Raw genomic sequence first — 17,680 nt, forward strand, 5'->3', positions numbered from 1 at the left:
GCGTGCCTGAAAAATATTCATTTCATAAATCAAAGATGATTGCAGATTGATGGCAGCGTGGCGGCGACAATCGGCCCGCCGAGACCGAACAATTCGAGTTTAGATCTATCTTCGCGGCGTGGATGCGACATGACTTTCGTGGAATCGCAAGGGGACAGAAAGTATCGGACCAGCGAGCGAGTGGGCGGGCTCGTTGAGTGCTCATCGCTGCAGGTCGAGCTCCGGCGTTTCGATCCGGGCTGGCAGGTCGATCTTACACTCGAATGCACGGAGATAGCCGTCCTGCTGTCGGGCCAGTCGAAGATCAGGTGGACCGGTGACGGTCACAGGCAGGAGGCTATCGCTCGCCCCGGTGTCGCCTGGATATGTCCGGCGGGTGTCCATGAGAGCGATGTCGAAATCATCGGCACCATGCCCGAGTCCCTGCACATCTTCCTGCCGCCGTCGCTCGTCGGTGAGAGCGCGCTTTTGAACTTTGACATCGACCCGGCCAGGGTGCAACTCGCCTATGCGGGCGGCGTCCCCGATCCCATGGTGCTGCATATCGGCCAGCTCTTTCGCGGTTTGTTGAACAGAAGCCTGGAGCCGACCGATCGACTCTTCCTCGACGGGATTCAGATGGCGCTGGTGGCGCACCTGCTCGGCACCTATTCGTCTGGTCGGTGGCATCCTGCCGCGCGGGTCCCGACCATCGATCCAAAAAGGCTGCAACGCGTCTTCGATTTCATCGAAGCCCGCATCGCCGCAGAGATCTCGCTGAATGACCTTGCTGCCGAGGCCTGCCTTAGTCCCTTTCATTTTGCCCGTATGTTTCGCAAGGCCACCGGCCTGACCCCGCATCGCTACGTCACCGAGCGACGGATCGAGGCGGCCAAGGAAAAGCTGCGGCTTGCGCGATCCTCGCTCGTGGAGATCGCGCTCGATACCGGCTTCGGCTCGCAGGCGAATTTCACGCGCGTCTTTCGCAAGATGACCGGTTTGACGCCCGGCCAGTACCGCGCGCTCATCACCGATTAGCAGTTTCTGCCTGCCGGAGAAGTTCGCCGTTCGTGCACGCACGCACGCCGGAGCGCAAGATTTGCGCATAGCGCAGCAAGAGCTGAAAATACTGCAAAGCCCTTTTCGGCCTACACCTGTCTCATCGAGCGGGGGCCTTAGTCCCCAAACGAAAAGAGGAGTCAGGCAGATGATTACCATTGACGACGCTCGCCGGATCATCGCCGCAGGCGAGTCGCGGGCTAAAGAAATCGGCGTGCCGGTCAATATCACGGTCTTGGACGCCGGAGCCCATCTCAAGGCGTTCAGCCGAATGGACGGCGCAGTGCTCGGCTCGATCGACCTTGCTATGGGCAAAGCCCGGACGGCCGTATTGTTTCAAACGACAAGCGAGGCCGTCTGGGAATATTGCAAGCCCGGCGCTCCCGCCCATGCCCTCGAATTATCCAACGGCGGCCTGGCTCCCTTTCCCGGCGGCATCTCGCTTTTTGCCCGCGACGGCACGGTGATCGGCGCCGTTGGCGTTTCCGGCGGAGCGGTTCCGCAGGATCTCGAGATCGCGCAGGCAGCGGCTGCAGCCGTCGCGTGATGCTTGTGCCGACCCTTGATTTTGACCAACCCCAAAGTATCGAAAGGAATGTCGCATGACCAAGACCATTTTGATCACCGGTGCAGGCTCCGGCTTCGGCAAGGCTGCCGCCATCGGCATGGCAAAGAACGGCCACAACATCATCGCGACCACGCAGGTTTCGTCACAGGTCACGCCACTGCGTGAGGAAATCGCCGCCCTCGGACTGAAGGACTTCCGCGTCGAGCGTCTCGACCTCACCGACCCCTACGACATCAAGCAGGCGCAGGGCTGGGACTTTGACGTCCTCTGGAACAATGCCGGCATGGGCGAAGCCGGCCCGGTCTGGGAAATCCCGATCGAGCTCGTTCGTAAGAACTACGAAGTCAACGTCTTCCTGCCGCTGGCGCTGACCCAGGGCGTCGTCCAGAAATGGGTGCGCGAACGCAAGAAGGGCAAGGTGGTTTTCACGTCCTCGATGGGCGGCCTCTTCACACCGGCCAACTGGGGCACCTATGTCTCCACCAAGCACGCTTTGGAATCGATCGCCGAAGCGCTGCAGCAGGAACTCGCCCCTTATGGCATCAAGATCCAGACGATCAATCCAGGCGCCTACTACACCGGCTACAACGAGACGATGGCCGACAATCCGTTCCGCTGGCTGGATGACAGCAAGAACTTCACCAAGCGCGCAGATCTGCGCAAGGGCTTCGACGATTTCTTCGCCACCCCCGAAGGTACGATGGACCCGAAGGAAATGATCGACCGTATGATCGACATCGTTCCGGCCGACACCGGCAGGTTCCGCAACGTGGTTCCGAAGGTGGTCGAGGACATGCTGAAGGAGCATCAGCTGAGAGCCTGGGAAAACCAGATCTGAGCAGAGTTTTTGGCGGCAAGCGCTGCAAGCGGCACCCGGCCTGCGGGTGTCGCGCCACCAACCCGATCCTTGGAGGAAACGATGTCCATCACCGCAACCGCAACTGTCCGCAGCCAGGAATCCTTTGTCCGCCGCATCTTCAACGCTGCCTTCGGCATCGCCGCCACCATATTGGCTATGGGTGGGCTGGAAGCGCGCGCCGCACCGCAGACGCTGACCGAGACCGAACGCCGCAACAAGACGACCGTCGAGGCTGGCTTTGAAGCGTGGGCGGCCGGCACAGGCAGCCCTTATGACCTCCTCGCTGACGACGCCCGCTGGACGATCGAGGGTTATTCGCTGGCATCGAAGACCTATCCCAGTCGCGAGGCGTTCTTGCGCGAGGTCATCCGTCCGTTTAATGCCCGCATGAAGGCGCCGCTGAAGCCCGCGATCCGCAACGTCTATGCCGACGGCGACACTGTGATCGTCTTTTTCGACGCCCGCGGCATGGCCCGCGACGGGGAGCCCTACGCCAACACCTATGCCTGGTTCCTCGACATGCGCGACGGCCGTATCGTCCGCGCCTCGGCCTTCTTCGATTCGGTCGTGTTCAACGCGTTCTGGACCCGCGTGACACCGGCCGAATAGCCGGAACGGCCACATACTGGATCCATGCAGCATTCGTCAGGACGGAAGTTCAAGTTATCTCGTGTATCTGATCTGACGTCGGTCAGGCTTCATCTTTGCGTCACGCGCCGCGAAGCGACCAAGTGGATTGGCCTATTGCCTTCAAAGGCCCGCCCGCTGCGCTGCCCGTCCGCGGCACTTTTGTCGCCGTCCAATTGAAACTGGTTGACCAGATCCCGCAGGCGGCCTGCCTCGGAGGACAATGAGGCAACGGCAGCCGTCGATTGCTCGACCATTGCCGCGTTTTGCTGGGTCGCCTGGTCCATTTGATTGACGGCCGTGTTGATCTCGGCAAGTCCAGTCGACTGCTCGCGCGCCGATGTGGCAATCGCATCCATGAGTTGGTTGATATGGACAACGTACTCACCGATCGACTTGAGCGAGGTTCCGGTTTCGAGGACCAGTTTCACGCCATTTTCCACATCAGCTGATGACTTTTGAATAAAGCCTTTGATTTCCTTGGCCGCTTGAGCGGCACGCTGGGCGAGCTCACGGACTTCCTGGGCGACAACGGCAAAACCCTTGCCCGCCTCACCCGCACGGGCAGCCTCAACGCCGGCATTCAGCGCCAGGAGGTTCGTCTGAAAGGCGATTTCATCAATTGCACCGATGATGTTCGAAATCTGCTGTGAACTGTCTTCGATGCGTCGCATGGCCTGTTCCGCCTGAGAGACGACATTTGCCGACCGCTGGGCACTGATATCGGCTTCTTTGGCGACATTGCGCGCCTCGTCGGTGCGTTTGGTCGCCATCGTCACATTCGACGTGATCTCTTCCAGGGCTGCGGCCGTTTCCTCGAGAGAGGCGGCTTGTTGTTCGGTGCGCTTGGAAAGATCCTGCGCGGCAGATGCAATCTCACCAGTGCCATTATCGATGCTGTATACCGTCTGGAGCACGGCGCCGATCGTCGCGCCCAATTGCCGGAGCGAAGCGTTGAAGTCTTCGCGCAAGGCTTCGTATTCGGCCGCAAATTGCTCCGAAAGCTGGAAGGATATGTCGCCTGATGCAAGCCGCCGGAGACCTTCGCCCAATGTCGTGGTCGCGAAGCGCAGTTGTTCCGCCTCGCGTTCGGCGCGCTGCTGGGCTGCGGCGCGCGCTGCTTCGCTCTCGCTGCGGGATTCGGCGGCTTCCTTCTCGAGCCTGACGACGTTGAGGGCGTTATGACGGAAGATTTCAACCGCGCCGGCCATCTCGCCGACTTCGTCGGCGCGACCGGCATAGGGAATATCGCTGTCAAGATCGCCATCCGACAAGCGCCTCATCGCGGAGGCGATGCTTCGGATTGGGTTGGCGATGCCTGATATCGCAAATAAGATTCCGGCTACGGCAAGAAGCACGGCCAGCACTGCGATCGTGGCCGTCAGCATGAAAGCGGATTGTGCGGAAGCACCGCTCGCGGCCACAAAGCCTTCGGCCTGGCTGAGAATGAAAGTGACCAGGTCCGCCACCGCCTTGTTCACCAGCTCGGCTTGTGGCTCCATATTTTCCTTGAAAAGACGGATTGCTTCAGGCGTCTTCCCGTCATTTTCAAGCGCGATCATTTGCTCTGCCAGCGCGCGATATTTGGCGAGTTCCGGCTTCATCTGGTTGATCAGTTCGCGTCCACGCTCGGTGCGGACACCCTTTTCGTATTCGGTGACGACTTTCTCGACCGCGGCGCCGGCGGCATCGATTTTTTGTTGTCCGACCATCCGCTCCTCCGCCGTATCCTCCAGGAGGTACTGGGCATAGACCAGTTTCAGGTCGAGGAAGTCATCCTTGATCTCGCGAGCCGTCACAAGCCGCTGCATCCAGAAGGTCCCGATCTGCTCGGTATTGGCACGAAGCGTCGAAATCGTGCTCAGCGAGACATAGGACAGGCTAACCATGAACAGAGTGATGATCGACAGCTTTAAGATCAGGGCTTGCTTGATACTCGGGCGTTTCATGCGGGTCTCCTCGAAGATAGCTGGGACGAGCGGCGTGCCGGCTGATGTAAGATCTCGCACCGGATTCCATAATTTAGTATTAACTAAACAATGTTCCCGCCTCATTTGCGAAGATCTTCTGAGTTGACCAATACTTCCGCGATCAATTAAACGCGTTACGACCCTGAGTTCTTGAAAATTCAGGGAGATAGCAGCCACGGCGAGCGAAAATGCACCAACCTGGAGATCATCCTGCCGGCATTGAAATCGCGCTTTGGCCGTATTCCAAGATCGAAGGAGACTGGAACCGCTGGATGCGGTCGCTTTCACCGGATGAACGGGAGCGCGCTGCGACCTACCGTTTTGACCGAGATCGGACCTCGTTCATTGCCGGCCGGTATCTCCTGCGGCGGCTATTGAGCGTGCATACCGGGATATCGCCGAGCAAGCTCCTGTTGTCCCCGGACAACCGTGGCAAGCTGAGGCTTGAGGGGCGTGAGACGCCGCATTTCAGCCTCGCAAATACCGACGGGCTTGTGGCGGTCGCTGTCGCTTCAGGATGTGACCACCTGGGAATAGACTGCGAACGCGCCAACACCGAGATCGAAGCGGTGGCAGTGGATAGTTATTGCAGCGCAGACGAACGGCGCTGGCTCGGGGAATTGCCTACGTCCGAACGCACGCGTGCGGCCATTACACTTTGGACCCTGAAGGAGAGCCATCTGAAGGCTCTTGGCGTCGGGCTGCGCGAAGATCCCCGCAACGTCGCCTTTTCCTGGAAAGATGGCATCCCCGTCATGGTCGATGGCGGCGATCGCCATCGGCGCTGGCATCACCGTCTGGTCGAAAGCGGCAGCCAGCACGTCGTCGCGCTGGCTGCTTGCTCTCAATCCGGGCTCCCCGGCATTTCGACGCGCCTGTTTCAGGACGACAGCATGCCGTCCGAATAGCCGGTTCGGAGCTGATGAGGCATTGCCGAAGCGGTCTCCGTCGCCCAGGCCAGTTGCCCATTGTCGGGTTCCGCATCGAAATGCTGTCGGCCGAGAAGCGTATTGACAATGGTTGCGCTGCGCCAGGCCATGAGGCTGAGCTGGGAGTCGGCGATACCATGCGAGTATCGCCCCGCATTCTGCGCAAACAGCCGGTTGGCCCTCGGACCCGTCCACTGCATCGTGTAGTCGTCATTGAGAAGCGGATAGCCGTTTCTATCAAGCGTTATCCTGTCGCCCAGCGAGCCGAGAGCATCCGGCAATCGGAACCGGTAGCCGGTTGCCAGAACCACTGCATCCGCATGGAGCACCTCGATCCCACCGTCGAATTGGTTCCTGACGATGAGCCGATAGGCATTGCCGTTCCTCTCCATCTGGATCACATCGCGATTGGGCGCCAGAGAGGCATTGAGCGTGCTCGGTTCGAGATAACGCAACGCATAGAGGCGGCGATAGATCGCGTGAATTGTCGAAATCGACAAGCCGTCGCTGGTCAGGATCGAGTTCTTCAAAGCGGCCTGCTTCTGCTCGCCGCCGAGCTTCAGATAGGCCTGCACGTATTCCGGTGAGAAGACCTGGTTCGAAAACGGCGTGTCGTTGATCGGCTCGAAATTATGACGCCGGCTGATCCATGTCAGCTCCGTCATGGAACCGGGATCGGCAAGCAGGGCTTCGACGACCTCGCCGCCGCTTTGACCGCCGCCGACCACGACGATGCGGGCAGCACCGAGATCGCTGAGACGCGATTTGGCCTCGCTGTTATGAAAGCAATCAGCACCCAGAAACGGTTTTGCCCAGTCGGGCACGAAGGGTGAAGATCCTGTACCGATCACCAGGTTTCGCGCCTCCTCCTGCCCGTTGTCGAACCGCAGGAAGAAGCGGTCGTCGCGATGCTCGACGTCGCGGATCTCCGTGCCAAAGCGCAACCCGTCCACACCATTGGCGACCCAGGCGAGATAACGTGCAAACTCCTGCCGGGGAACGGCGTCATAATTGGCGTTCAGGAAGGCGTAGAGCCTCTTATGGGCAACCAGATAGGAGACGAATGACCAGCGACTGGTCGGCAGGACCGGGGTGACGAGGTCTTTCAGAAAGGACGATTGCAACTCGACGCCGGGCATCATCATGCCGGGATGCCAGTCGAACGCGTCTCGTCGCTCGAAGAAACGGCTTCTGATCTCGGGCACCGACTCGAACAGGCAAGCGAGGCTCAGATTGGAGGGGCCGATGCCGATGCCGGCAATATCCAGCGGTTCGGCGTCCCTGCGGGCAAAAGCGACGGTCATGCGATATCCTTCTCTGTTTCCTTGAGACGCAGGGCAAGCCTTGAGTGGAAGGCGGGAGACCCGATCATGTGCAGATGGTTGGTGCCGGTGATGATTTCGGCCGCACGCGCCCGCGGCGACAGGCGGCGCCAGTCGATCAGGTTGAGGCCGCGGTTGAGGCTGTCGTCGGCAGCCCAGGGATAGATCGGCACATCGTGGGGAACCAGCCGGTGCTTGCGGAAGATCAGGGCATTGTCGATCAGCACCCAAAACGTATGCTCGCGACTGCTGATATCGGGCCCGTCGTTTGGAAGCGGCTCCTTTTCGTCGCCGACAAAGCGCAGGAACTGATCGTAAGTATCCGCGTCCATCGTCGACAACAGCCGGTCCCATTCGGGGCGCATCGCCGTTTTCCCAAGCCAGGTCTCTACGTCTCGATGAAGCTCGTCGCGCTCGCCCGGCCGGAACCTCGGCTTTGCGCCGATCGCGAATTCCGATCCGAGATCGCAAACGTCGACCATCGCCATCATCCTGACGTCGATCTCGTTGCCGAGGGTGCGGGCAGCCTCATAGGCCAGAAGCCCGCCCCACGACCAACCGAGGAAATAGCAGGGCGCTCCCTGGCTATGCATCCTGATGTAATCGACATAGCTCTCGATGATCTCTTCGACCGGAGCGCCGACTGCCTTTTTCTCGGAAAGTGAGTGGCAAATGAAGCCGGTCGCCGGCTGATCGGCTCCGAGATAGTCGACGAGCTTGACATATTCGCGAGTGCTGACGAGAAGTCCAGGGAAGCAATAGAGCCGCGGCTTGGCGCCCGAAGCACGCAGCACGATCACCTCGGACAGATCCCGCTGGTCCCCCTGCTCCATCACTCCGGTAAACGAGCGTATGGTCGGGTTGTTGAAGATATCGGCAACGGTGAGCGGGGTTTTCGGCCGGCGCTGCCGCAGTTGCGAAAGGATGCGGATCGCGCCGAGCGAATTGCCGCCGATCGCGAAGAAATTGTCCTCGACGCTGATTGCTTCCAGCTTGAGAACCTGCCGCCAGACATCCAGCACCTCCTCTTCGAGCGCGGTCGCCGGTTCGACGATTGTGCGTTTGACCGGTTGTGGCGCCGGCAGCGCGAAGCGATCGAGCTTGCTGTTCGGATTAGTCGGCATTTTTTCCAGTTCGACCACCGCAGACGGCACCATGTAGGACGGCAGGCTGCGTTCAAGGCCGGCGCGGATCGTCTCGACGTCCAACGTCTCGTCTTTCTTCGGGACGACGTAGGCAACGAGCGCCTTTTCGCCGCCGGCATCGTCATCGCGGAGGACCACCAGGGCTTCGCCGACGCCGGGCTGCTGCAGGAGCGCCGCTTCGATCTCGCCGAGCTCGATCCGATAGCCGCGAAGCTTCACCTGATGGTCGACACGACCGACGAATTCGACGGTTCCGTCATCACGCCAACGCGTCAGGTCGCCGGAGCGATAAAGCCGGCCGCCATCGCTTGAGAACGGATCGGGGATGAAGCGGTCCGCCGTCGTGTCCGGCTTGCCGAGATAGCCGCGTGCGATGCCTTCGCCGCCGATATAAAGCTCGCCGGTCACGCCGATCGGGCATGGATTGAGATCGGGGTCGAGCACATAGACGCGCCTTAACCCGACAGCGCGACCGAGCGGAGCATAGACCCCCTGGAATTTCGTGCCGGCCCTCACCTTCCAGACCATCGGCGTCATGATGGTTTCGGTCGGCCCGTAGCCATTGATCAGCCATTCCGATTTCAGCGCCCGCGACAGCAGATCGAAGGTCGGTTGCGCCAGCCCCTCGCCACCGAAGGAATAAAGACGCATCGGCGGCGCGCCGTCGGTAATATCAGCCCATTCCGCCAGTTGCTGCAGATAGGTTGTGGGAATGCTGGCATTGTTGGCGCCGTGCTTGCGCATGGCCGTCAATGTCTCTTCCGGCGTCCACAGCGGCTGGTCGGGAAGAATGATACTGCCGCCCTCCATCAGCGGGTTCATCCATCGCTCATGCCCGCCGTCCGAACTGAAAGGCAGGAACGGCAGCTCGCGCGACGCCGAGCTCATGCCGTAGACACGCGAGGTGTTCTGCAGATGGTGCGTCAGAGGGCCGTGCTCGACGGCCACGCCCTTCGGCAAGCCCGTCGATCCTGACGTGTACATGACATAGGCGAGCTGATCCTTGTGCGTGGGAATATCAAGCGGCGTATCCGGCTCGGCGTCGAGGTCGATCTTGTCGAGTTCGAGGATAATGGTGTCGAGCTCTTCCGGCAGCCGATGGCGAAGCCAGCTATGGGTCAGGACGATTTTGACGCCGCCGTCGCGCAGAATGTGATGGTTGCGGACTGGCGGATGGTCGGGCTCGACCGGGATATAGGCGCCGCCCGCCTTCAGCGTCGCGAGGATCCCGACGATGGCCTCCGGCGATCGCTTGATGAAGATGGCGACCGTCACCTCGGCACGAACGCCCAGTTGCCGCAACCGATGTGCGAGACGGTTGGTGCTGGCCTCCAGCCAGCCATGGCTCCATTCCTCGTCACCGTAGACAATCGCCGTCTTCTCCGGCGTCTGGCGCGAATGGGCCGATATCAGCTCGTGGACCGGTCTGTCGTCGTTGACGACCTCGTCTTCGTAGGGCGCCGACAACTGGTCGAGCTCGTCGCACCCCACGAGTTCGATGTCCTTGATCCGCACCTTCGGCCGCGCGACGATCTGCTCGAGCACAAGGGTGAAATGCCCGGAGACACGGGTAACCAGCGCGCTGTCATAGAGATCCTGTGCATAATCGATCAGCCCGGATGCGGTCCCATCCAGACGTGCCTCGATCACCAGGGAAAGCTCGCTGTCGGCGCGCGCACCCGGCGGCTCCAGATTTGTTGCGTGCCTGGAGACCGGATACGGCTCTCGGAATTCGAACAGGGCCTTGACCACGGCTTCCTGGGCAGCCGCTTCGTCGACGACCAGTTCCTGCGTGATGCGCTCCAGCGGAACGAGCCGGGCAAGCCCCTCCTCCGTTGCCGATGAGCTCGCTGCGATGACATCGTCGAGAGAATTTCTGGATGTCAGCGACAGGATGACGGGAAGGACCTGTTCGGCACGGCCGCGGTTCGCAAGGTGCTCCTTTTGGGGCCGCGCGACCAGCAGCCCGGTCAGCAAAGCGTAATTGCCGCTGTAGCGTGCCAGCAGCGCGCAAAAGGCGGCGTGAAGCACGCGCTCGACCTGATATCCCTTATGCTGCGCATGTCGACCGAGCTTTTCCCAGAGATCGGGCTCGATCGAAAATCGATGCTGCGCGCGCGCGACACCAGCCAGCCCGCCGCTGTTGAAGCGGGTAGGAAAGGTCGAGGCGGCGTAGTCGAGACCGATCGTGTTTCGCCAATAGGAGAGGGATTCCTGCGCCTGCTCGGTCTGCAGCCATTCAGCCTCCCGCGTTCCGGCCAAGATTTCGGCCGGCTGTGTGTCGCCGGCGGGTGCGCCGTCGAGAATTCGCGTCAGGGAGCCGGCAAGAATAGACTTCTCGCGATCGTCCGAGATCACAGGATGAAGCACGATCGTCAGAAGCGACTGCCCGTCGACAAGCAAGACAATCTGAACACGCGCCGGCGGACCAGCAAGGAGATCGAAGCGCCCCTCGCGGAAGGCTTTCTGTGCGGCCAACGCATCCGGCTCCGCAAGAGCAGCACCTTCGCCGACAATCTCGATCGGTACTGCGTTCAATGCGCCGCAGTATTGCTCGACGCGGCCGCCTGCCAGCCGGCGGAACCGGGTGGCAAGGGAGGGATGTTGCGCCACAAGCGTCCGGCAGGCGCCGGCAATGGTCTTGACGTCGACCGCCGGGCTCAATCGCAGCGAAATGACCTGGTCGGGAAATACCGTGCCGTTGCCGATCTGCTCCAGCGACCAGATACGCTTCTGCGCGATCGTCAGCGGGAAGCTCTCGAAGACCGCGTCCGTTGCGACATCGGTCGGGTAGGCATCTGCGAAGTTTGTGATCTGTTTGTTCATCCGTGCCATCCAGCCGTTTTCAGAGACGCGCATCGCCGGCGATTGCCGAGCGCAAAGAGAGGGGGCGCGGATCCGCCCAGACGTCAGCGATATGCGCCAGGCATTGCTGGCGCGAACCGGCAAAGCCCGCCGGCTCCCAGCCCAGGGGAATCCGCTTGTCCTGCGGCCAGACCGAGTAGCGACGCTCGGTGTCGATGACGGCGATCCAGAGATCGTCGTGAGGTTCCAGATTATCCATTCGCAGCTCCTGCGGTGATGATGGTCATGCGCAAGTGACGGATCCGGCAGGCTGCAGTTTAGAAAATTTATGAGAATTTTTTTCTTCGCTTACCCCTAAACCCAGCGGGAGATGGATCGTCATTCTACTAAATCGGCGCAAGAGCACGCTTCATGCTCGTAGCGCCAAAAGCGCGACCGGCCCCCGACCGGCCAAGGAGAACATCATGGATTTCGACGCCGTCAAACAGAGGCGCGCTCTGCAGTCGCGCAGCTACGTCAGCCTCGCCCCCAATCTCATCCACCTCAAGACCGCTTACGGCCACCACGAAGCCGCATTCGAGGTCGAGGCCGGCATCGCGTCGGTGACCTTCTACCATGGCGATCCGGTGCAATCGGCAGAGCTTCTCATGGCGGCTGCCGAAGCCGTGACGGCAGAAGATCGCTCGATCACCTCAGTCGTCTTCGACGGGCATCAGACAAGCCTCCCGCCGCACATTGCAGATGCAGGCGGAAGGCTCGATTCGGCGATCCTGTGGCAATGGCCATCGCTCTGGCTGCCGCAGCTGTCCTATCCGCTGCCGCCCGTGCAGGAGATGACCTCGGGCCGGTATCATCCGCGCCGGCCGGCAATGCCGAAGGGCACGATCTACAGACGTTTCATCCCCTGGCTGGAGCGGGAAATCACCTTCACGGTGGCCGATCCGGAGACCGATCTTGCAGCATTTCATCGCTGGATGAACGACGAACAGGTCAACACGATCTGGGAGGATGCGGGTTCGATCGACAAGCACCGGAAGATCCTGGAAGAAAGGGTCGCAGATCCGCATGTCCTGCCGCTGATCGGCAGTTTCGCGGACATTCCCTTCGGCTATTTTGAAGTCTATTGGGCGAAAGAGAACCGGCTCGGCCCCTTTTACGACGCCGATGACTATGATCGTGGATGGCACGTGGCGATCGGCGAGCCCGGCTATCGCGGCAAGAAATGGATCAGCGCATGGCTTCCCTCGCTGATGCATTTCATCTTCCTCGACGATCCTCGCACGAAACGCATCGTCGGCGAGCCGCGCGCCAGTCACGAGCAGCAGATCCGCAACCTCGACCGTTCGGGTTTTGCCAAGGTCAAGCATTTCGATTTTCCGCATAAGCGGGCGCTCCTGGTGATGCTCGGCCGCGAGCGTTTCTTCGGCGATCGTCTCTGGGTGCCGGCATCATGAACGACATGAGCGACGTCAGCGGCAGCTTCCGGAGACGGCAGCGCCTTGCACCGGAAGACCTTGCCAGTCCTGAGCTTTTCAGGCTGCTTCTTCGGCTTGGACTGCCGGCCATGTTCGGCCTGTCGATCAATGCCGCCCATCATACGATCAACATGATCTTCGTCGGGATGATCGGTGAAGACCAGATCGCGGCGATCATGATCGTCCTGCCGATCCTGATGCTCGTCGCCGCCTTCGGCGAGGGGATCGGCGTCGGTGTCGCAACCGAGGTCGGACGCACGCTCGGCGCCGGCAACCGATCCCGGGCCGGCGCCATTGCCTCGATCAGCCTTGCAGCCGGTGTCGTCTTCGGCGCGGCCAACGCTGTCGCAATCGTCGCATTTCCAGATCTATTGCTGTTCGGCGCCACGCCTGCCCTCCAGCCGCTCGCGCAACATTATCTGATGATCATTGCGATCTCGGTGCCGTTGACGATGGCGCAGATCATTCTCGATTTCCTGGCGATCGCAGAGGGCAATGCCCGCTTCAGCATGTGGACGCTGGTCGCCTGCTTTGCGCTGAACATGATCCTCGATCCGATCATGATCTTCGGCTTCGGCCTCGGCCTGCAGGGCGTTGCAATCGCAACCATCCTGTCGCAGCTCGTCGCGCTTTGCATCTACGGCGCCTACCACGCCAGGCGACTGGGGACGGTCCGGCTGACGTTTGGCTGGCGGTGGGGAGATATCGGCTATCTCAGGCCTGTCCTTGCCGTGGGGGCCCCGACGACGCTGACCAGTCTCGCAACCGCGGGCGCGATTGCGGCCGTGGTATCGCTTGCCGGCACCTATCATGGAGAAGCCGGCATCGCCGGCGTCGGCATTGCCTTGCGGCTGCTCGCGGTCGGAACCCTCCCCGTCATCGGCATTTCACTCGGGGCCCAGTCGATCCTGAGCTTTGCCTGGGGCCGAGGTGATATGGCTCGGGTATTGTCGGCAGCCCGCATCCTGACAGTGGTCACCAGTGCGGTGAGCGGCGCCTATGGATTGGCGGCGCTCGCCTTCTCCGAAGAACTTGCCTCGTTCTTCACCGACGATGCGGTGGTGATCGCGATCGCCGGGCAAGCGATCATTGCAACCCATCTTCCCCTTCTGCTGTTCGGCCTGCGGCAAACGGTGCTGATCCTCTTCCAGGCTCAAGGCAGACCGAAAGCGGCGGTTGCCATCGGTCTGGCGCAGAATGGCTATCTTCTCTTTCCGCTGCTTGCTCTTCTGCCGCCGTTCTTCGGCTTTTCAGGCTTGCTGGCAGCCATGTTCCTGGCCTCTGCCTTGACCGGCCTGCTGTCGGCCGTCTGCCTGGCGAGGACGCTCAGCGCGCTCCAGCAGCGCTCTGCCGACCATCTGACCTCCATCCGTCCATATCCCAGCTTTTGTCCATGAGAGGATGACCATGAACCAGTCGATCAATCCGCACGACCTTGGCGCCCATGCGGTCGCTGACGATCTCTTTACGCCTGTCGATCCGGCGGCATTCAACGCCGTGTCTCCACCGATCTTCCAAACGTCGCTCTTCACTTACGACAGTTACGAGGCGATGGAGGATGTCTTTGCCGGACGCACGCGCAACTACATCTATTCGCGCGGCGACAATCCGACGGTTCGCGAATTCGAACTGCTGGTCGCCCGCCTCGAGGGCGCAGAGGACGGACGCGCTTTCTCGAGCGGAACCGCTGCCATTACATCGACAATTCTCAGCCTTGTTGAGGCGGGAGACCGGGTCGTTGCGGTCCGCCATCTCTACAACGATGTCTACCGCCTTCTGGTGAAGCTGCTTGCCAGGCTCGGCGTCGCGGTGGATTTCGTCGATCCCGCCGACCACGACGAGGTCCGCAAGGCGCTATCGGGTGCCAAGCTGCTCTACCTTGAAAACCCCACATCCTTCGTCTTCGAGCTGCAGGACATTGCGGCGCTGTCGGCCATGGCAAAGGAGGCCGGCGTCACCACCATCATCGACAATTCCTGGGCAACGCCGCTCTTTCAGAAACCGATCCAGCATGGCGTCGATATCGTCATTCACGCCGCCTCGAAATATCTCGGCGGTCACAGCGATACGGTCGCCGGCGTCGTCGTCGGCTCGAAAGAGGCCATCGCCAGGATCAATGCAACATCCTACCCCTATGTCGGCGCCAAACTGTCACCGTTCGAGGCCTGGCTGCTGCTGCGCGGCATGCGCACGCTGCGTGTCCGTCTCAAGGAGCATGAGCGCAGCGGGCTTTTGCTGGCCGGGCGGCTGAAGGAGCATTCTGCGATCGGACGCGTTCGTCACCCAGCGTTTCAGGAGCACCCCGGGCGGGCAACGCTGACGGGTTATGCCGGGCTGTTTGCCTTCGACCTCAATCCCGATATCGATGTCGCACGCTTTGTGAATAGCCTTCGCGACATCCGCCTCGGTGTCAGCTGGGGGGGACCAGAAACGCTGGTGGTCCCCGCCAAGGTGGCGCTGCAGATCCCCGACCGGATGACCTCCTTCATCCGGTTCGGCGTGAGCGAGCAGACGGTTCGTTTCGCTGTTGGCCTGGAAGAGCCGGAACTGCTGTGGAGCGATTTGCAGCAGGCGTTGCACGCGGCGAAACGCTAGGCTGCTGCCGGTGTGCATGATCGGGGCGGAAGGCAGGTTCGGCGATCGCCAGATGGCAATGTTCCTCTGCCGCCTTGATCATGAAGTTGACGAGGGTCCTTGAGACGCCGAGTTCGGCTGCAATATCCTTCTGCGGCACGCCGTTGAGGCGATGGCGAATGAAGGCATCGTTGGTTCGCTTCGGCAGCGCCTCGAGCGAGGCAAGCACATTGCGCAGGGTCTCGGCAGCGACGAGCTGGTCGAGCACGGTGGGGATGGGAGCCGTGATCTCCTGAATCTGGTAGATCGACCTATGGTTGTTCATCTTCTGGCGTCGCCGGCGGCTCTCATCGAGTGCGAGATTGTAGACCATTCGGAAGGCGTAGCCGATCGGGCAACGAATGTCGTCGGTCTTGACCCCATAGGCTTTAATGACTCCATCTTGAAAGATATCCTCGGAATATGACTTTGATTTGACAACGCTTTCAATCGTTTTAAGGAGCTTGTCCTTGTTTTCGATCATGGCATTGACCACGGCATTTCCGTTCGCATCACGATGCAATGTGTGCATTGTCCTGTACCCTTTTTACAAATGGAAAATCAGGCTCTGTCGTTGCTGGCTAGTTCGGTCTTAGCCTTCCTTTTTCGAGGAAAGTACACGATTTGATTGCAGTGTCTATTTTAAGGTGATAACATGAGTCAAGTTTAAATCGACCGATCGGAGGCGAGAAAAAATGGGAAAAACAATTGAGATCCTGACCGGCAAGGCAGAGCTCTGCCGATCGATCATGGGGGCTTTGCCGGACTGGTTTTCAGAACCTGCGGTTATCGAGGCGAGCGCCCGGGCGATCGAAGACCTGCCGGTGTTCGGCTATGTCGAAGCGGATGTCGTGACCGCGTTGATGGCCTTGAAGCCGCACCCGCCCGGCGCCGTCGAGATCGCGCTGATCGCGACACGACCGGGACATCACGGTCGCGGCGCCGGACGCCATCTCATCGATGCGGCCGAACGTTTCGGCCATGAATCGGGTGCGCGGCTGCTGACGGTCAAGACGCTCGCCCCGCGCGGCATCGACGAACCGCAGTTCGAGGCGACGCGGCGCTTCTATGACCGGAACGGCTTTGTGCGGGCGGAGGTCTTTACAAAGCTCTGGCACGAGGACCATCCATGCCTGTTCATGGTCAAGCCACTCGCCGGCGTCCAGGCAGGTGAGGCTACGCTTTGAGACGAGGGAACTTTCTGTTTGGCGCGCATTGGCAATAACTGGTGCGCAGGGCGCCCGTCTCTGCGCGCGGCGGACGATAGGAGCTAGAGCCTTTCCGGGTTAGATTGAAGCATTCTGTTGGCTGAAACGGAGTCGGATGGTCGACCGGCCGGCGCGCGTCGTAGCCCGGCTCTACGGCCAAGCCGGCCGGTCGATCAGCCGGCCCGTTTCAGCCAACCCGAAGGGCCGGGCATCTTTCCGCCAGGACAAAGGCGATCGGCTCGCACATACCTTGGGGTATGCCCTTCGCCAATCGCCTTTGCCCTGACGAAAACCTGCTCCGGCAGAATGCTTCAATCTAACCCGGAAAGGCTCTAGTGGCGCCCCTCCGGCAGCGGGCAGGCTTCGCCGCAGCCGCCGACGCCCGGCAGGTTATAGCGCAGGCAGCAGACCTTCCGGCGCACGAATTCGAGCCCGCATTGCTGGCGCGCAATGCGGATCATGCCGAACATCGGGTTGCGCCCGCCGCCCGGCCATTGAGCTTCTTCCAGCAGCGCCAGGCCGCCTTCGACTAGGACGGGCTCATGGCGATGAGCGATCTCTTTCAGAATCCAGGAGAGATAGGCCGCGACATTGTTCCAGAGAAGCTTCGGCGCAACGCCGGCGTTGGCGGCAATCGCCGCGACCAGAGGCTCGGCGTGGCCGTGCATCAGCCGGTGAAGCTCGCCGGCCGGATCACTCGTCACCTCGGGCCTGCCGGACATCACGAATGCTTCCGGTTCGCCTGTCTGCTCGTTGCAGACGAGCGAAAGCCGATCGACCTCCATCGGCAGCGCGATGCGGTGCACGAACATGTGGACGCTCGGGGCGATGGTCAGCATGCTGAAATAGTAGAGCGTCCACATGGAGACGATCGCACGACGGTCGCTGCCCGGAAATTTTTGCGCATATCGGCCAATGATCTCGTCGAAGATCGCTCGGTCGCAAAGATCCCTGCAGGAAACGACGATGCCCGTCTGCGGGAGAGCGCTGAGCAACTTGCCGCGGCAATAGGAGAACGGGCCGTCGCCCACCAGTCCGTCGAGGTCGACGGCCTGGTGGGCGACAGGATGGTCAGCTATCAAGGTCGGGCGCTGAAACGCTCCGGTTGTCTCCATTGCCGT

General features: G+C 60.9%; 15 protein-coding genes. 9 read left to right on the forward strand and 6 right to left on the reverse strand.

What is annotated here, in order from left to right; translation table 11 throughout:
* Positions 1–129 precede the first annotated feature (129 nt).
* The 4 genes from GR198_RS11815 to GR198_RS11830 all read left to right on the forward strand — a co-directional run bounded on the left by GR198_RS11815 (position 130) and on the right by GR198_RS11830 (position 3,074).
* Complete coding sequence (locus tag GR198_RS11815) at positions 130–1,017, forward strand: AraC family transcriptional regulator (protein WP_029871706.1); 888 nt, start codon at positions 130–132, stop codon at positions 1,015–1,017.
* A 169-nt stretch (positions 1,018–1,186) separates the two neighbouring features.
* On the forward strand, positions 1,187–1,585 hold the full coding sequence (locus GR198_RS11820; RefSeq protein WP_164069002.1) for a GlcG/HbpS family heme-binding protein: 399 nt from the start codon (positions 1,187–1,189) through the stop codon (positions 1,583–1,585).
* A gap of 55 nt (positions 1,586–1,640) precedes the next feature.
* Positions 1,641–2,444, forward strand: a complete 804-nt coding sequence (locus tag GR198_RS11825; protein WP_164069004.1) for an SDR family oxidoreductase — start codon at positions 1,641–1,643, stop codon at positions 2,442–2,444.
* An 81-nt stretch (positions 2,445–2,525) separates the two neighbouring features.
* Positions 2,526–3,074 carry a nuclear transport factor 2 family protein gene (locus tag GR198_RS11830; RefSeq protein ID WP_164069007.1) on the forward strand — a complete coding sequence of 183 codons (549 nt, stop codon included), beginning with the start codon at positions 2,526–2,528 and terminating at the stop codon, positions 3,072–3,074.
* A gap of 89 nt (positions 3,075–3,163) precedes the next feature.
* Here GR198_RS11830 and GR198_RS11835 read toward each other — a convergent pair whose 3' ends face one another.
* Complete coding sequence (locus tag GR198_RS11835) at positions 3,164–5,041, reverse strand: HAMP domain-containing methyl-accepting chemotaxis protein (RefSeq protein WP_164069054.1); 1,878 nt, start codon at positions 5,039–5,041, stop codon at positions 3,164–3,166.
* A gap of 209 nt (positions 5,042–5,250) precedes the next feature.
* Here GR198_RS11835 and GR198_RS11840 point away from each other — a divergent pair, with 209 nt between their 5' ends.
* Positions 5,251–5,970, forward strand: coding sequence for a 4'-phosphopantetheinyl transferase family protein (locus tag GR198_RS11840; protein WP_164069009.1), 720 nt, complete (start codon positions 5,251–5,253; stop codon positions 5,968–5,970).
* Here GR198_RS11840 and GR198_RS11845 read toward each other — a convergent pair.
* Genes GR198_RS11845 through GR198_RS11855 form a run of 3 tightly spaced genes read right to left on the reverse strand, consistent with a single transcriptional unit; the run spans position 5,943 to position 11,522 of the window.
* Entirely contained in the window at positions 5,943–7,295 is a 1,353-nt protein-coding gene (locus GR198_RS11845; protein ID WP_164069010.1) for a lysine N(6)-hydroxylase/L-ornithine N(5)-oxygenase family protein, read from the reverse strand. The genes GR198_RS11840 and GR198_RS11845 overlap by 28 nt on opposite strands.
* A complete protein-coding gene (locus tag GR198_RS11850; RefSeq protein WP_164069011.1) occupies positions 7,292–11,284 on the reverse strand; it encodes a non-ribosomal peptide synthetase in 3,993 nt (1,330 codons plus the stop codon). The genes GR198_RS11845 and GR198_RS11850 overlap by 4 nt, the downstream gene beginning before the upstream one ends.
* A gap of 19 nt (positions 11,285–11,303) precedes the next feature.
* Positions 11,304–11,522, reverse strand: coding sequence for an MbtH family protein (locus GR198_RS11855; protein WP_017991742.1), 219 nt, complete (start codon positions 11,520–11,522; stop codon positions 11,304–11,306).
* Between the two features lie 205 nt (positions 11,523–11,727).
* On the opposite strand from GR198_RS11855, the gene GR198_RS11860 reads away from it, so the two are divergent.
* From GR198_RS11860 to GR198_RS11870, 3 genes are read left to right on the forward strand one after another with little or no spacing between them, the layout of a single operon-like run.
* Positions 11,728–12,717 (forward strand): GNAT family N-acetyltransferase, encoded by a 990-nt coding sequence (locus GR198_RS11860; RefSeq protein ID WP_164069012.1) that lies wholly within the window; start codon positions 11,728–11,730, stop codon positions 12,715–12,717.
* A complete protein-coding gene (locus tag GR198_RS11865) occupies positions 12,714–14,135 on the forward strand; it encodes an MATE family efflux transporter (RefSeq protein WP_164069013.1) in 1,422 nt (473 codons plus the stop codon). The genes GR198_RS11860 and GR198_RS11865 overlap by 4 nt, the downstream gene beginning before the upstream one ends.
* Before the next feature lie 10 nt (positions 14,136–14,145).
* Positions 14,146–15,333, forward strand: a complete 1,188-nt coding sequence (locus GR198_RS11870; protein WP_003550564.1) for a PLP-dependent transferase — start codon at positions 14,146–14,148, stop codon at positions 15,331–15,333.
* On the opposite strand, the gene GR198_RS11875 is transcribed toward GR198_RS11870, so the two are convergent.
* Positions 15,224–15,883, reverse strand: coding sequence for a sigma-70 family RNA polymerase sigma factor (locus tag GR198_RS11875; RefSeq protein ID WP_164023443.1), 660 nt, complete (start codon positions 15,881–15,883; stop codon positions 15,224–15,226). The two genes, GR198_RS11870 and GR198_RS11875, sit on opposite strands and share 110 nt — an antisense overlap.
* A 163-nt stretch (positions 15,884–16,046) precedes the next feature.
* Between GR198_RS11875 and GR198_RS11880 the strand changes: the two genes are divergently transcribed.
* The gene (locus GR198_RS11880) at positions 16,047–16,538 is read left to right on the forward strand and encodes a GNAT family N-acetyltransferase (RefSeq protein WP_164023444.1); all 492 of its coding nucleotides are present in this window, start codon (positions 16,047–16,049) and stop codon (positions 16,536–16,538) included.
* A gap of 353 nt (positions 16,539–16,891) precedes the next feature.
* On the opposite strand, the gene fhuF is transcribed toward GR198_RS11880, so the two are convergent.
* Positions 16,892–17,674: a siderophore-iron reductase FhuF gene (gene fhuF, locus GR198_RS11890; protein ID WP_164069014.1), complete on the reverse strand. Its 783-nt coding sequence runs from the start codon at positions 17,672–17,674 to the stop codon at positions 16,892–16,894.
* Between the last annotated feature and the right edge of the window lie 6 nt (positions 17,675–17,680).

The sequence above is a fragment of the Rhizobium leguminosarum genome (genome assembly GCF_010668065.1).
Lineage (GTDB): Bacteria > Pseudomonadota > Alphaproteobacteria > Rhizobiales > Rhizobiaceae > Rhizobium > Rhizobium leguminosarum_S.

Excerpts from the sequence above, each read along its gene's own strand:
- GR198_RS11865 (WP_164069013.1), top strand. The coding sequence starts at position 12,714 with ATGAACGACATGAGCGACGTCAGCGGCAGCTTCCGGAGACGGCAGCGC.
- GR198_RS11815 (WP_029871706.1), top strand. The coding sequence starts at position 130 with ATGACTTTCGTGGAATCGCAAGGGGACAGAAAGTATCGGACCAGCGAG.
- GR198_RS11870 (WP_003550564.1), top strand. The coding sequence starts at position 14,146 with ATGAACCAGTCGATCAATCCGCACGACCTTGGCGCCCATGCGGTCGCT.
- GR198_RS11845 (WP_164069010.1), bottom strand. The coding sequence starts at position 7,295 with ATGACCGTCGCTTTTGCCCGCAGGGACGCCGAACCGCTGGATATTGCC.
- GR198_RS11825 (WP_164069004.1), top strand. The coding sequence starts at position 1,641 with ATGACCAAGACCATTTTGATCACCGGTGCAGGCTCCGGCTTCGGCAAG.
- GR198_RS11875 (WP_164023443.1), bottom strand. The coding sequence starts at position 15,883 with ATGCACACATTGCATCGTGATGCGAACGGAAATGCCGTGGTCAATGCC.
- GR198_RS11820 (WP_164069002.1), top strand. The coding sequence starts at position 1,187 with ATGATTACCATTGACGACGCTCGCCGGATCATCGCCGCAGGCGAGTCG.
- GR198_RS11830 (WP_164069007.1), top strand. The coding sequence starts at position 2,526 with ATGTCCATCACCGCAACCGCAACTGTCCGCAGCCAGGAATCCTTTGTC.
- GR198_RS11850 (WP_164069011.1), bottom strand. The coding sequence starts at position 11,284 with ATGAACAAACAGATCACAAACTTCGCAGATGCCTACCCGACCGATGTC.
- GR198_RS11855 (WP_017991742.1), bottom strand. The coding sequence starts at position 11,522 with ATGGATAATCTGGAACCTCACGACGATCTCTGGATCGCCGTCATCGAC.
- GR198_RS11860 (WP_164069012.1), top strand. The coding sequence starts at position 11,728 with ATGGATTTCGACGCCGTCAAACAGAGGCGCGCTCTGCAGTCGCGCAGC.
- fhuF (WP_164069014.1), bottom strand. The coding sequence starts at position 17,674 with ATGGAGACAACCGGAGCGTTTCAGCGCCCGACCTTGATAGCTGACCAT.
- GR198_RS11835 (WP_164069054.1), bottom strand. The coding sequence starts at position 5,041 with ATGAAACGCCCGAGTATCAAGCAAGCCCTGATCTTAAAGCTGTCGATC.
- GR198_RS11880 (WP_164023444.1), top strand. The coding sequence starts at position 16,047 with ATGGGAAAAACAATTGAGATCCTGACCGGCAAGGCAGAGCTCTGCCGA.
- GR198_RS11840 (WP_164069009.1), top strand. The coding sequence starts at position 5,251 with ATGCACCAACCTGGAGATCATCCTGCCGGCATTGAAATCGCGCTTTGG.